Annotated in this window: 8 protein-coding genes; 5 read left to right on the forward strand and 3 right to left on the reverse strand. The window is 52.6% G+C overall.

All coding sequences use genetic code 11. From position 1 onward, the window contains the following. Nucleotides 1-394: 394 nt before the first annotated feature. A complete protein-coding gene (locus C3V43_RS09840) occupies nucleotides 395-4,384 on the reverse strand; it encodes a hybrid sensor histidine kinase/response regulator transcription factor (protein WP_174704397.1) in 3,990 nt (1,329 codons plus the stop codon). Between the two features lie 232 nt (nucleotides 4,385-4,616). Here C3V43_RS09840 and C3V43_RS09845 point away from each other — a divergent pair, with 232 nt between their 5' ends. After that, nucleotides 4,617-5,699: a phosphotransferase enzyme family protein gene (locus C3V43_RS09845; RefSeq protein ID WP_106069656.1), complete on the forward strand. Its 1,083-nt coding sequence runs from the start codon at nucleotides 4,617-4,619 to the stop codon at nucleotides 5,697-5,699. A 75-nt stretch (nucleotides 5,700-5,774) separates the two neighbouring features. Next, on the forward strand, nucleotides 5,775-6,425 hold the full coding sequence (locus tag C3V43_RS09850) for a carbohydrate-binding family 9-like protein (RefSeq protein WP_106070547.1): 651 nt from the start codon (nucleotides 5,775-5,777) through the stop codon (nucleotides 6,423-6,425). 4 nt (nucleotides 6,426-6,429) lie between these two features. Here the strand turns inward: C3V43_RS09850 and C3V43_RS09855 are convergent, their stop codons facing one another. Together C3V43_RS09855 and mnmA are read right to left on the reverse strand one after the other, a co-directional pair. Then, entirely contained in the window at nucleotides 6,430-7,152 is a 723-nt protein-coding gene (locus C3V43_RS09855; protein WP_106069657.1) for a LexA family transcriptional regulator, read from the reverse strand. Between the two features lie 212 nt (nucleotides 7,153-7,364). Further along, a complete protein-coding gene (gene mnmA / locus C3V43_RS09860) occupies nucleotides 7,365-8,498 on the reverse strand; it encodes a tRNA 2-thiouridine(34) synthase MnmA (protein WP_106069658.1) in 1,134 nt (377 codons plus the stop codon). Nucleotides 8,499-8,693: 195 nt separating this feature from the next. On the opposite strand from mnmA, the gene C3V43_RS09865 reads away from it, so the two are divergent. From C3V43_RS09865 to C3V43_RS09880, 3 genes are all read left to right on the forward strand, one after another. Next, complete coding sequence (locus C3V43_RS09865; RefSeq protein WP_106069659.1) at nucleotides 8,694-9,257, forward strand: RNA polymerase sigma-70 factor; 564 nt, start codon at nucleotides 8,694-8,696, stop codon at nucleotides 9,255-9,257. Nucleotides 9,258-9,712: 455 nt separating this feature from the next. Beyond that, nucleotides 9,713-10,687, forward strand: a complete 975-nt coding sequence (locus C3V43_RS09875) for a FecR family protein (protein WP_129588747.1) — start codon at nucleotides 9,713-9,715, stop codon at nucleotides 10,685-10,687. A gap of 178 nt (nucleotides 10,688-10,865) precedes the next feature. After that, nucleotides 10,866-14,318, forward strand: a complete 3,453-nt coding sequence (locus C3V43_RS09880; RefSeq protein WP_106069662.1) for a TonB-dependent receptor — start codon at nucleotides 10,866-10,868, stop codon at nucleotides 14,316-14,318. Nucleotides 14,319-14,344 lie beyond the last annotated feature (26 nt).

The following is a 14,344-nucleotide window of genomic DNA, read 5'->3' on the forward strand; positions in this document are numbered from 1 at the left end:
CTATTCTTCCTTATAAATAATGTTAGTGAGAAAAAGGTATAAACGCCCTCACCGCGCAACCTAGGGCATAGTCGCAGGCGCGTAAAGCGGAGGCGCTGTCAGGCGCAGGTAAGGGGCGATTGTTTGAGCGAAGCGAGTTATAACCCCGTCTGCGAATGGCAGTGTCGGAGTAGCGCCGGAGGCTTAGCCCGGGCCTTTTCTTTTTGGTATCTTTTTCTTTTGGGCAAGCAAAAGAAAAAGTACATACTCCCCTTTGTTACAAAGGCCTGTGTCTGTCCCGACAAAGTCTTGTGTCTGACGCGACAGAGTCCTGTGTTTGACATGACAAAGTCTTACCTCTGACACGTCAGACGCAAGGCTCTGTAATTTTACTCAAAAAACAGAAGAAATTACTTCACTCTCCTTTGCGGTATGCCAACGGACTCACCTGATACACGTCCTTGAAACATTTCGAGAAGTAGCGCGGAGAGCTGAACCCTATCTTATCCGAAATCTCGGTGACGTTCAGCTCCGGGTTGTTGCGGAGCATCAGTGCGCCCTTCTTCAGGCGGATGGTGAGGATGAAGTCGTTCGGCGTCTGGCCGGTGATGGCTTTCAGCTTGGTGAAGAGGTTGGTGCGCGCCATCATCATTTCGCGGGCAAAGACATTGACGTTGAAGCCCGTGTCGTCCAGATGCTGCTCGATGATGGCGGTGGCACGGTCCAGAATCTCCTTGTCGATGGGGTTGGTGGCCAGCATCCGGGCTGTGGCTTGCGGTTGCTTGCTGAACTTCTCTTGCAGGAGGATGCGCGAGTTCACAAGGTTGTTGCAGCGCGAAATCAGCAGGCCGGTGTTGAAAGGCTTGGTGATGTAGTCGTCCGCACCGATGCGCAACCCCTCGATGTTCTGCTCTACGGCAGTGCGGGCCGTGAGCAGCACTACGGGGATGTGGCAGGTGTTGAAGTCGCTCTTTATCCGTTTGCACAGTTCCGTGCCCGACATGCGGGGCATCACCACGTCGCTCACCACAATGTGGGGCATACGGCTTTGCACCTGCTCCAGCCCCTCTTCGCCGTCGGCAGCCGTCAGCACTTCGTAAAAAGGCTTGAAGAGGGCTGCCAGCATCCGGCGGATTGAGTCGTTGTCCTCCACTATCAGTATCGTGGCGTCGGGCAGACGCTTGTTGGGGGCGTTCTCCTCCAATTCGGCTTTCAGCAGGGCGTCGTTCTCCGCCACGGGCGCTTCTATCTGTTGCACGTTGTCGGGGTTCCTGCTGATTTGCTCCTCGTCGAACTGCGCGTTGCCCCGTTGCAGGCTCACTATGAAGCTGGCTCCCTTGCCCGGTTCGCTTTCCACGCGGATGGTTCCGTGATGCAGCTCCACGATGCCCTTGGTCAGTGCCAACCCTATGCCCGTGCCTGTTTTGTCGGCATCGGTGCTGTCCGTGGGGTCTATCTGGTAGAAGCGGTCGAAGATTTTGTCGACCTCGCCGGCGTCGATGCCGCTTCCGGTGTCCGTCACACGGATAATGGCGCGATTCTCCTCGCTCTTGATACTAAGGGTGATGCTGCCTTCGGCCTTGGTGTGTTTGATGGCGTTGGACAGCAGGTTGTTTATCACCTTCTGCATCTGCTTCTGGTCGTACCACACCTCCAGCTCGTCCGTCTCTTTCTCAAACCGGAAGTCTATCTGCTTGGCCGAGGCGTATTCGAGGAAGAGGAGGTAGTTCTCGTAAAGGAAGTCCACGATGTTGTGCGGGCTGACCTTTATCTTCATGTGCCCCTGCTCCTGCTTGCGGAAGTCCAGCAGTTCGGTGATAAGCTCGCGCAGTTGTATGCTGTTTTTGTAGATGCTTAATACCTTATTATATATGCCGGGCGTGAAGTTCTGCAGTTGCATCAGTGCCTCCACCTGCGCCACGATGAGCGTCAGCGGGGTGCGGAACTCGTGCGATATGTTGGTGAAGAAGCGCAGTTTCGACTGGTTCAGCGCCTCCACATCACGTATGTGTTTCTGCTCGTACTTCAGTGATTCGCGCAGTTTGATTCTCGTCTTGTACGTGCGCACCAGATACCAGAGCAGGCCTCCCGTCACCAACAGGTAGAGTAAGTAGGCAAGAGGTGTCTTGTAGTAGGGAGGCAGCACGCGGATGGTCAGGCCCACTTGCGGGCAGAGGCTTTCGTCCTTTCCGTTGGGCTTGATAAGCAGTGTGTAGGTTCCGGCATTCAGGTTGGTGTAGGTGATGTTGTGAAGGCCGCGCGTGCTGTTCCAGTCGTCGGAGAATCCCTCTAATTTGTAGATGATGTCGTCCTTGTTGGCCGCCACGTAGTTGGAGGTGGCAAATTCGATGCTGAACATCGATTGGTCGGCGTTCAGTGTAATCTCCCGTGTGAAGCGGAGGGCTTTCTGCAAGATGCCTGTTTCGTCTCCCACCTCTATCTCCGTACCGTTCACGATGAGGCGCGAGAGGATGATGTTGTAGGGTTTCGGCGTGAAGTTCAGCTCCATTTCGTGGAAGGAAATCATGCCCTGCGTTCCTCCGAGGAATATCTCGCCGTCGCGGGTCACACAGAGGGCGTTTTCGTTGACGGCCGTCAGTGGGAAACCGTTCTCGGCACTGTAATTCCTGAACCGTTTGCTTCTCCGGTCGAAGATGGAAAAGCCCTCGTTGGTGATGAGCAGCAGTTGCCCGCTTACGGGAGACTCGCGCACCTCGTATATGCAGTCGCTGGAAAGCCCGTTCTTTGCCCGGTCGAAGTTCTCGAAGTTGCCGGTCGAGGGGCTGAACAAGTCCAGTCCGCTGCCCGATGTGGCGAACCACAGATGTCCTTTGCCGTCCTGCATGATGTTGTTCACGTTGTTGTTGCTGAGGCTGTGCGGAGTGGCGGGGTCGTGACGGTAGTTCGTCAGTTGTCCGTTGTCGAAGCGGTAGCTGAACACACCCTCGCCGGTGGCCGCAATCCAAAGCGTTCCTTTCTTGTCGAAAGTGATGTCGGCCACCATCTTGATTCTATTCCCCTCCTTGCTGTCGGTGAAGAGTTGCCGGCACTTCCCGTCGGCGGGGTTGAAGAGGCAGATGCCGTTTTGGGTAGCCACAATCAGCGAGTCCCGGTAGGGAGCGATGTCGCGTATGATGTCGGAGGGCAACGTCTCCGGATTGCCGGGTTTGGCCCGGTAGTGGGTGAAACGTCCCGAACGGATGTCCAGTCTGTTTAGTCCGCCCAGATGCGTCCCTATCCAGATAATCTCCTTGGAAGGGTCGTAATAGAGCGCCTTGACGTTGTTTTGCGAAATGCTGTTGGGTCCGTTTCCGGGGCGAAACCATTTGAATTCGTGCGTACGTCGGTTGTAGTGGTTCAGTCCGCCCCCTTCGGTGCCTATCCAGAGGTCACCGTGCTTATCTTCCACCATGCGTCCCACCACGGGATAGCTCAGTCCTTTCTTCTCTGTGGGCGAGTAGGTGTAACGGGTGTATATCTCGTATTCCGGATTGAAGTAGTTGACGCCTCCGAAGTAAGTGCCCAGCCACAGTGTGCCCTGATTGTCCTTCACGATGCACCAGATGGAGGAGTGCGTCAGCCCGTCGTTACGGACGTCGTCGGCGGTGTGGTTCTGAAACAGTCCCGTGCTCCTGTCGTATCGGTTTAGCCCGTTGAAAGTTCCTATCCAGATGTTGCCCAGATTGTCTTCGCAACATGCCCTGACGAAGTTGGACGAGAGGCTGTGCGGATTCTTGTCATCGTAAGTAAAGGTCTCGATTGTTCCGTCGGTTTTCACATGGTGCAGTCCCTCTTCCCAGCTTCCTATCCACAACTCGTTCCGGCTGTCGCAGTAGATACTGGTGATGTTTCCTTCCGGTATGGGGTGGGTAAGTTCCTTGTCGGCCAGTCTCAGGCGGTACACACCTCTGTCGGTAGTTCCCATCCACAGGTAGTCCTTGTCCAGATGCATGCAGAAGATTTCGAGGTTGTTGCCGGCCAGTTGATAGTACAGATCGAAATTCCCGGTCTGCTCGTTGTAGCGGTATATTTCGTTCTTTTTACCGATGAAAAGGGCATTTTTGTAGTAGATACTGTTGATGTTTCCTTGTAGCAGAGTGGTGAATCGCCGGGTGGCGAGGTTGAACTCGGCGACGCCTTCGGTGCAGAGCAGGTAGATTTTCCCGTTGCGGTTTCCGGCCAGACGCAGCACGGTGTTGCAGAAGAGGCTGTGCGGGTCGTTCTTCCGCAGTTTGTAGGTCTGTATCTCCCTGCCGTCGTAGCGGTTCAGTCCTTCGCGGGTTCCTATCCACAGCACACCGTTCTCGTCGATGTAAAGGCTGTTTACGGAGAATTGAGACAGTCCGTCGTCGGTAGTCAGATGGTTGAAGGTGATGTTCTGCCCTTGCAGGGTTATGGCAACCATGCTCAATAGGACAATCAGCAGCCGGGTAGTAAACTTTCGCACTTTTCGGATGTTTTTTAAGGTTTCTGTCACAAATATAGTTATATTTTGTGCATAAAGGCTTATTTGTCGTCCGGTTTTAGCGTCTATGTCTGCTTAAATATATAATTTTGTATGCTTGCCGTACTTTTTTGCCTCTGATATGAATCGGAAAGCACATTTTAGTAAACAGTTTATTAATAAATAAATCATTATGAAAGACCTTTTATCTATTGTATCTCATTTTCAATTGAAGGGAACGACCGGAACTGTCAACCCTTTGGGTTCGGGATTGATTAACGACACGTATAAAGTGACTACCGTCGAGGCGGATGCCCCGGACTATGTGCTGCAACGTGTCAATCATGCCATCTTCCGCGATGTGGATATGTTGCAGGGCAACATCGAGGCTGTCACCCGTCACATCCGCAAGAAGCTGGAGCAGCAAGGCGAAGCGGACATCGAGCGCAAAGTGCTGCATTTTCTCCCCACTGATACGGGCAAGACCTATTGGCACGACGGCGAGAACTACTGGCGCATGATGGTGTTCATTCCCCGTGCCAAAACCTACGAGACCGTCAATCCTGAGTATTCCTATTATGCAGGTAGTGCCTTTGGCCACTTTCAGGCGATGCTGGCCGATATCCCCGACACGTTGGGCGAAACCATCCCCGACTTCCACAACATGGAATTCCGCCTGAAGCAGCTTCGAGAGGCCGTGGCTGCCGATGCCGCCGGACGGGTGAAGGAGGTACGTCCGTTGCTTGACGAACTGGAGAAGCGTGCCGACGAGATGTGCAAGGCCGAGCGTCTGCACCGTGAGGGACGTCTGCCCAAGCGCGTGTGCCACTGCGACACGAAGGTGAACAACATGATGTTCGATGAGGACGGCACGGTGCTTTGCGTCATCGACCTCGACACCGTGATGCCCAGCTTCATTTTCTCCGACTACGGCGACTTTCTCCGTTCGGCCGCCAATACCGGTCTGGAAGACGACCCAAACCTCACGAATGTGAATTTCAACATGGATATCTTCCGTGCTTTCACCAAGGGTTATCTGGAGTCTGCCCGCAGCTTCTTGCTACCTATTGAGATAGAGAACCTGCCATATGCTGCCGCCCTGTTCCCCTACATGCAGTGCGTGCGCTTTTTGGCCGACTACATCAACGGCGACACCTATTATAAAATTCGCTATCCGGAGCACAACCTCGTGCGTGCCAAGGCGCAGTTCAAACTGCTGCAAAGTGCGGAAGAACATACGCCGGAAATGAAAAGCTTCATTGCCTCATGTATCTGAAAAAAGTATCTTACCTTGACGGCGGCGGCGCTTTGCGTGCTGTCGCTGTCTGCCATAACCCCCGAAAAGAATAGAATGAAAGAATTAAGCGTGAAGAAGGTGAGCGCGGCAAACATACCGGTGGAATCGGTGCCCGCCCTTCTGGATAAAGAAAAGGTGGCTTTTCAGCCTGTCAACACGGTGAATTGGTCGGCATTCCCTTACCGTCCCGATGTAGAATTCCGCATAGCCTATACGCAGGATGCAATCTTGCTCCACTTCAAGGTGAGAGAAGAGAGCGTGCGTGCGGTGGCAGGACACGACAACGGTCCCGTTTGGGAAGATGCTTGTGTGGAGTTCTTTTCCATACCTGCCGATGACGGGGTGTATTACAACGTAGAATGCAACTGCGTGGGCACGTTGCTTGTGGGTGCCGGTGTCGGTCGCGAGAATCGCCGCCATGCTCCGCAGGAGGTGATGGACAAGGTGCAACGTTGGTCGTCTCTGGGTCGCGAGGACTTTGAAGAGCGGGTAGGAGATTGCAGTTGGGAGGTGGCGCTGGTGATTCCCTACACCACTTTCTTCCTGCATCACATCACCTCGCTGGAGGGAAAGGCCATCCGTGCCAACTTCTATAAATGCGGCGATAAGCTCCGCACTCCGCACTTCCTTTCTTGGAGTCCCATCGGATTGGAGAAACCCAACTTCCACTGTCCGGAGTTCTTCGGAGTCCTGAAGATGGAGTGAGGCATCACATAATCATGTTCTTCCTTATGGAGAATTTCACGATGGCCATGGCGCTGATGGATGCCAGCGGCAAATCCATGGGGTCGTGGTGCGTGTTGTAGCTGACAAGGCGGATGCAGTCGGGCTGCTCTGAGTGGTTGACGTATTTCACGGCCAGGTATTCGTCTCCTCCAAGACTGAAGGAGACGAGATACATCTCTCCGTAAATGACGTCGGTGAAGCTCTGGATGGACTTGAAGCCTACGATATCGCCCGACTTCAGGATGGGATACATCGAGTCGCCTGAGATGTAGAGGGCACCGTCGCATACGGGCACATTGGGAATCACTATCTTGCCCAGCGCATACTGTGGGCGGTCGGCCAGCATGGTCTTGAGGTTGGCGGCGGCAGAGATGTCGTAGAGCGTTACGCTGCGGTCGTCCATGGCTTCGGTTGTTTTCGGATTGTGAAGGATTTCCAGTTCGCCCTGCACCAGTTCGCTCTCTATGCGCTTTGTACGATTGGAAGGTTTTCCCTTACCGGTCAGCAGCCAGTTGTAATCCACATGCTTCAGCTTGCCCAGCACCAGCGGGAAGTCGATACTGTTTCGTGCCACCCAGTTGCTCAGGGTGGAGCGCGAAATGCCCAGCCAGGCGGCCAGTTGCGCGTCGGTGCGGAAGTCCATCACCATCTTGGCGCGCTTCACGATGTCTGCGGCGCAGAACATCAGGTCTTTGTCTTTGCTCATCTTTTTTGTCCTTTATTTATGCTTTCTATGCGTAAGATTCGATCCTTTGCTTGCTCTGAGTCTTTTCGTTGGACTGGTGCGTAGGGTTTCAAAAGATATATTCCGACGACAAATATAGGAGATGTGTTTTATAAACGCAAATAAAAGGCGATCTATGTGCTTGGTCGGGATGCCGTCAAGCGTTTTGCACTGTCGGCTTGTTTCGTTACTCCTCAAACAATGATTCCTCCGCCCAGCAGCAAGCCGTTCTCATCGTAAAAAGCGGCCGCTTGTCCCGGAGCAATGGCTTCCAGAGGCTCGGTGAGGCCGACGTGCAGCAGTCCCTCCGGCGTGAGGCTCACCTTGCAGCGGTTGGCTTGTTTGCGGTAGCGTATCTTTACAATCACCTCGGCGGCATCCGGCACGCGGCTGTTCTCCGTCAGGTTCCATTCTTTCAGCAGCATCTCTTGCTTATAGAGGGAGGAGAGCGGGGCAAGCACCACTTCGTTGGTTGCCGGTATTGTTTCTTTGACGTAGACGGCACGGTTCAGGTGTATGCCCAATCCGCGCCGTTGGCCTACGGTATAGAAGGGGTAACCTGCGTGCCATCCCAAGAAATCGCCCTTCTCATCAATGAATTTCCCCTTTCCGGGCAGTTTTTGGGCACTGCTTAGGCAGTTTTTGGGCAGTTTTTGGGCACTATTTGGACAGTGGCCTGTTGTCGGTTGGGCAGTTTTTGGGCACTCTTCAACCTCACGGCGCAGGAAAGAGCGGTAGTCGAGCGGGCAGAAGCATACGCCGATACTGTCTTTCTTCGTTGCCACGTGCCGGAATCCCCGGTCGGCGGCGTATCTTCTCGCTTCGCTTTTGGTAATGTCGCCCATCGGCAGCAGCATGCGCCGCAGGATGTCCTGCTTCAAGCCCCAAAGGAAAAACGTTTGGTCTTTGTCGCGGTCGGCGGCAGGGGCTATGTACCACTTTCCGCCTTGCTGCACTTTGCGCACGTAGTGTCCGGTAGAAATCCAATAAATTCCCTTTTCATCGGCCGTTTTTGCCAGTAGCGCCCACTTCAGCTCGTTGTTGCATACGATGCAGGGAACGGGTGTGCGCCCCGACAGGTATTCGTCGATGAAGTAGCGGATGACGCGCGAACGGAACACCTCGCGTGCGTCGTAGGCTATGTGCTCTATTCCCAGCCTTGCCGCCAGTGCGCGTGCATCGTCCAGATACTCCGTGGCCCCGTTCTGCTCGTAGAAACGGAACGTCACGCCGGTGACTTCATACCCCGCCTCCTGCAATTTCATGGCTGCCACGGAGCTGTCCGTCCCGCCGCTCATGCCCAGCAATACACGTTTTTCTGCGTTCATGGGTGCAAAAGTAGTAAAAGGGCGAATTAAATCACTACATTTATCCCCTTAAAATAGCAAACCGTAAACAAAACCGGAAGGGCCGGCCGTTGTTCTCTTTTTGTTTTTTCAAACAGATTCGTGTGCAACAGAAGATTTTTTGCTAATTTTGCTATTTGTTACTTATATTATTGAGTAAATCTTTTTAATTCTACAATGGATAGAGCATGTTTCGAACGTATATACGCCGATTACTATAAAGTACTGCGCCTCTTTGCCATGCGTATCGTCGGCGATATGTCGCATGCCGAAGATATTGTTCAAGAGGTTTTTACCCACTGCTGGGAGAATAGAAAACGGATAGACGTCTCTATCCCTATAAAATCTTATCTCTATACATTGACCTATCATCGTTGTCTCGACCTGCTGAAATCATCCCAATACGCCCGAAAAGAATTGTCTGACGACGTTTCTTATCTGGATAACCTGCTTTTCACTTCGTTCACCGTGGACGAGCAATTGAGTACGGATGAGATAAAAAAGGAAATAGCGCATTGTGTGTCCCTTCTGCCTGATAAGTGTAAAGAGGTTTTTATGATGAGCCGTTATCATGATCTTAAGAACCGAGAAATAGCCGAGAAACTCAACATCACGGTAAAGGCGGTGGAAAAGCACATTTCGAAAGCGCTCAAAGATATTCGTACCCATCTGTTGCAGAATGGATATATGCCTGTTGTGGCTTTGATACTCTCACTATCTTTTACCCCCCCCCATTTTTAACTGTATTTAACACGCCTTGCGCAAGGAAGCGGCATGCCGCCATTTAGCTTTCCGGCGATGTTCCTTCCCGGCGGGCGAAGCATGCGTGCTTTCTGCTTCATCAGAACCTTTCTTTGTTAATAATTTATACTGTATGCCTTTTGAGGGCTTATCCCTTGCGAGAGATACTTGCAGGAGGGTTTTGGTGGAGATATATCTCCACCGTGCTGCATGTATATATGGAGCGTGCTGCATTTATATTTCCAGCCGGTGACATCTATATAGCAAGCCGGGGCGAGGAGGGAAATTCTCTGATAAGTAACGTTTTTTTCTTTTCCTGAAAGCTCTCGCGAACGGGAGTGCGTGGTGCGTAACCGTTATGCGGATAGGTGTGTTAATAAAATAATTTGCAATCATGAGGTAGGGTATTTTCTTTGTGAGTCGTGATAGATAAAGTCAGTAAAAGAATAGGTATTATGAAACAGAATATGACAGATTATAATGTACTCATCGCCAATTATCTGGAAGGCCATATCACGCCGGAAGGGAAAGACGCGCTTATGCAATGGGTAAGGGCATCGAAAGAGAACGAAGACTACTTTGTGCAGATGGCGAAAGTGTGGGAAGAATCGACCATCGAACTTCAAGACAAAGAATCGGCCCGGAAAGCGGCGAATATGTTCTTTGCACGAATGCAGGCAAAGAAACGCCGCAAGCTGTATCGGTGGGTGGCAAGTTCGGCGGCGGCAGTGCTTCTTCTGCTGCTGGGATTGCAGATGTGGGACGCCGGACTCCCGTTCGGCGAGCGGATGCTGACCGTTGCCACTTGCGACAGCAAGAAAGAGGTCATCCTCCCGGACAGCTCCATCGTCTGGCTCAATGCCCGAAGCGAGCTGACGTATCCGAAGAAGTTCGGCCGCAAGCGCCGCAACGTGGCTTTGAAGGGCGAAGCTTTCTTCGACGTGAGGAAAGACAAGAAGAGACCTTTCTCGGTGAATACGCCGACGATGACCGTAAGGGTGTCCGGAACCACTTTCGTAGTCACCGACAGGAAAGAACTGCCGCATGCCGAGGCCGTATTGGAGACGGGCAAGATCGACGTGACGGTGAAAGAGACGGGCCGGAAACTGGAAATGCAGCCCGACCGCCAGCTTATCTACAATAAAAAAGATAAATCCACGGAGATGAGAGTGGTAAACGCCTCGGCCTACACCAACTGGCGAAAAGAATATCTCCTGTTCGAGAATACGCCGCTCAGAGACGTGTTTATCCAGTTGGGCAAGTGGTACAACATAAGCATCTCGTGCAAGACGTGCAGCCCGAAACTGCTGAATACCCCGGTATCTTTCACGCTCGACAATGAAACCGTGGACGACATCCTGAGCATCTTGCAGAGCATCACGCCTCTGACATGGAAAAAAACCGGAACCAACGAAATAACAATCGAATAATAACCCCCTTAAAACCTGAATGCCTATGAAAACATAAAAACGAAGCATACATAAAAAAATAAGGAGCGGATGCCTTCACCTATCCGCCCCTCGTTCTAACTATTTCTTCCACTCTTGCCCAAAACCGAGAGAGCGCAAGAGGAGGAAGCTAATTACTCAACAAAAATAAATAAATAGTATGAATTACACAGGAAAACAGAACGACTTTTCATTCTGTTGCAGAAAAATAACGTTTTGCACACAATTGTGCGTCCTGATTATAGGCTTTTTTGTCTCCGCGTTCAGTATGGAGGCCGTGGCCCAAAACAAGCCGATAACTTTAAAGCTGAATAACGTAACGGTAGTAGAAGCCGTAAGAGCAGTCGAAAAACAATCCGCCTACAAATTTGTGTATAACAATGCCGATGTAGACGTTTCGCTCAAAATCAGCGTAAACATAGAGAAGGCAACCGTTGAAACGGCAGCCAAAACCATCTTTGCGGGCTACAACGTAACCATAAAAGGGAAAAACGTAATCATTACCTCTCCGAAGAAAGCCGGAACAAATGCCAAACAGCAATCTTCGCGCCGCAGCAAGGTGGTAGGCGCAGTGGTGGATGCCGTGACGGGCGACCCGCTGACCGGTGCCTCCGTGCTCGTGAAGAATGCCAATCCACCCTATGGAGCCACGGCCGATTTGGATGGAAAATTCGAGCTTTCGGTATCGCCCGACGATGTGCTGGCGGTCAGCTTCATCGGATACCTGTCCAAGGAAGTCAAGGTAGGCAATCAGAAGATACTCAGCGTCTCCCTTTCGGAAGATGCAGCCACGCTGGGCGAGGTGGTGGTGACGGCCTTCAATATGGGGCAGAAAAAAGCCACCATGACGGGCTCGATACAGACACTGCGCCCCGGCGACCTGAAAGTGCCGGCAACGAACCTCTCCACCGCCTTTGCCGGACGCCTTTCGGGAGTCATCGCCTATCAGCGAAGCGGCGAGCCGGGAAGCAACGGAGCCGATTTCTTTGTGCGCGGCGTCTCCACCATGAGCGGAGCAACCAATCCGCTCATCATCCTCGACGGCGTGGAAGTGAGTAAAGCAGACCTCGACGCATTGGACCCGGAAGTAATCGAAGGCTTTTCGGTGCTGAAAGACGCCACGGCCTCGGCCATGTATGGTACGCGCGGTGCCAACGGAGTGCTCATCATCAAGACCAAAAGCGGCGCCAACCTCGACAAGCCGGTGATAAGCGTGCGTGTGGAAAGCTATGTGAACAAGCCCATCAACGTGCCGCAAGTGGTCAGCCCCGTCACGTTCATGCGCATGTTCAACGAGGCGGTCACCAACCAAGGAACCGACGCCCTGCTCTATTCCGAGGACAAAATCAACGGAACCCTGAAAGGGCTCGACCCCTATCTTTATCCCAACGTAGACTGGTACGAGGAGCTGTTCAACCGCTCCACGTTCAACCAGAAGGCCAACTTCAACGTCCGTGGCGGTACAAGCAAAATCACCTACTTCATGAACGTCAACGCCGTGCACGAAACCGGTATGCTGAAAGGACGCAGCAAAGACTTCTTCTCGTTCGACAACAACATCAACTACATGAAGTACGCCTTCCAGAACAACATCGACTTCAACCTCTCCAAGACCGCCAAGATAGGGCTTAACCTCAATGTGCAGCTCAACAGCCTGCACGGCCCCATTACGGCCAGCGACGGCGGCGGTGGAGTGGGTAATATCTTCAACGCCATCATGCAGAACAACGCCGTCGATTTCCCCATCCTCTATCCGCAAGGCGGCGACCCGTGGTATCATTGGGGAGGCACACGGATAGGCTCCACCCCGATAGAAAACCCCATGGTGGTGGCCACTGCGGGCTATAAGGACATGTTCGAGAGCACCGTCGTTTCCATCCTCAACTACGAACAGAAGCTCGACTTCATCACCAAGGGGTTGGGATTCAAAGCCCTCTTCTCGTTCAAGAACTGGAACCGGACAACGAATTTCCGCTTTCAGGGCGGCAACAGATACGTTCTTGAAGGAACGGAGACCGATGCCGAAGGAAACACCGTATATATACAGACCCCCTTGGACGGAAACCCCTCCAAACCAAGCCTGAATGCCGGTTCGGGTGTGGTCGGAGACCGTAGCTACTATTTCCAGAGCTACTTCGACTACAACCGCTCGTTCGGCAATCACAACGTGTCGGCCATGCTGCTCTACAACATGAGCGAGTACAACAACAACGTGATAGGCAACAACAACCTGATAGGCTCGCTCCCCAAACGCAAGCTCGGCTTTGCGGGACGCATCACCTACGATTATGCCAACAGATACCTGTTCGAGGTAAATGCCGGATACAACGGTTCGGAAAACTTCGCAAAGGGACACCGCTTCGGATTCTTCCCTTCCGTGTCGGCGGGATGGAACGTCAGTGAAGAGAAATTCTGGACTCCGCTCAAATCCATCGTGTCCAATTTCAAGATCCGCGCTTCCTACGGACTGGTAGGAAACGACCAGATCGGCGGTGAGCGCTTCATCTACATGGGCATCGTTTCATTGAACAATACACCGGGCTACATCACCGGCTACGACGACGCCCGGACAGGCGAACGCAAAGGCCCCACCTACTCGCGCCTGCAAAACGATAACATCACTTGGGAGATAGGACGGAAATACAACGTCGGGGTGGACTTGCAGTTCTTCAACTCGCTGAACCTCACCATCGACGCCTTCAAGGAAATACGCAGCGACATCTTCCAGCAAAAGCAATCCATCCCGAACTCGTTCGGCACGGCCGACACGAAAATCTTCGGCAACTACGCCAAAGTGAAAAACTGGGGCATAGACGCTTCCGTAGACTACGGGAAGCAAGTCACCAAGGACTTCTCCTTACAGTTCAGAGGCACGTTTACCTTTGCCCGCAACCGGGTGCTCGAATACGACGAGGCTCCCGGCTTGCGTCCCGCCCTGCGCCAAGTGGGACGACGGCTGAACACCTACATGGGATACGTGGCCGACGGACTTTACATCGACGAGGCGGATATAGCCAACAACCCCACTTCCACGCTGGGCAACATCACCATTGCCCCGGGCGATATAAAGTATGTGGACCAACCCGATGCCGATGGCAAGTATGACGGACAGATCACATCCGACGACCGGGTTGAAATAGGACATCCCCATGTTCCGGAAATCGTATATGGCTTCGGCCCCTCCATGAAGTATAAAAACATAGACCTGTCGTTCTTCTTCCAAGGCCAGGCCAACGTGTCGCTTATGATGAGCGGTTTCCACCCCTTCGGCACACAGGAAAGGCGCAACGTGCTGCAATGGATAGCCGACGACTACTGGAGCAAGGACAACCAGAACAACCGTGCCCGCTATCCGCGCCTGACGCATCATTACAACAATAACAACCGGCAAGGATCCACGTATTGGCTACGCAACGCCGCATTCCTGAAGCTGAAAAACCTCGAAGTGGGTTATACTTATAAGGGCATGCGCGTTTACGCAAGCGTAACCAATCTGTTCACGCTCTCCGGCTTCAAGCTCTGGGACCCTGAACTGGGAGGAGGAAGCGGAATGAAGTATCCGTTGCAACGCACGTTCAACGTTGGTGTGCAAGTCCGCTTCAATGATAAATAAGTTTTGCATCCTTAAATATAGACATA

The organism is Prevotella heparinolytica (assembly GCF_002998535.1).
Lineage (GTDB): Bacteria > Bacteroidota > Bacteroidia > Bacteroidales > Bacteroidaceae > Bacteroides > Bacteroides heparinolyticus.

Excerpts from the sequence above, each read along its gene's own strand:
- C3V43_RS09840 (WP_174704397.1), bottom strand. The coding sequence starts at position 4,384 with ATGGTTGCCATAACCCTGCAAGGGCAGAACATCACCTTCAACCATCTG.
- C3V43_RS09845 (WP_106069656.1), top strand. The coding sequence starts at position 4,617 with ATGAAAGACCTTTTATCTATTGTATCTCATTTTCAATTGAAGGGAACG.
- C3V43_RS09850 (WP_106070547.1), top strand. The coding sequence starts at position 5,775 with ATGAAAGAATTAAGCGTGAAGAAGGTGAGCGCGGCAAACATACCGGTG.
- C3V43_RS09855 (WP_106069657.1), bottom strand. The coding sequence starts at position 7,152 with ATGAGCAAAGACAAAGACCTGATGTTCTGCGCCGCAGACATCGTGAAG.
- mnmA (WP_106069658.1), bottom strand. The coding sequence starts at position 8,498 with ATGAACGCAGAAAAACGTGTATTGCTGGGCATGAGCGGCGGGACGGAC.
- C3V43_RS09865 (WP_106069659.1), top strand. The coding sequence starts at position 8,694 with ATGGATAGAGCATGTTTCGAACGTATATACGCCGATTACTATAAAGTA.
- C3V43_RS09875 (WP_129588747.1), top strand. The coding sequence starts at position 9,713 with ATGAAACAGAATATGACAGATTATAATGTACTCATCGCCAATTATCTG.
- C3V43_RS09880 (WP_106069662.1), top strand. The coding sequence starts at position 10,866 with ATGAATTACACAGGAAAACAGAACGACTTTTCATTCTGTTGCAGAAAA.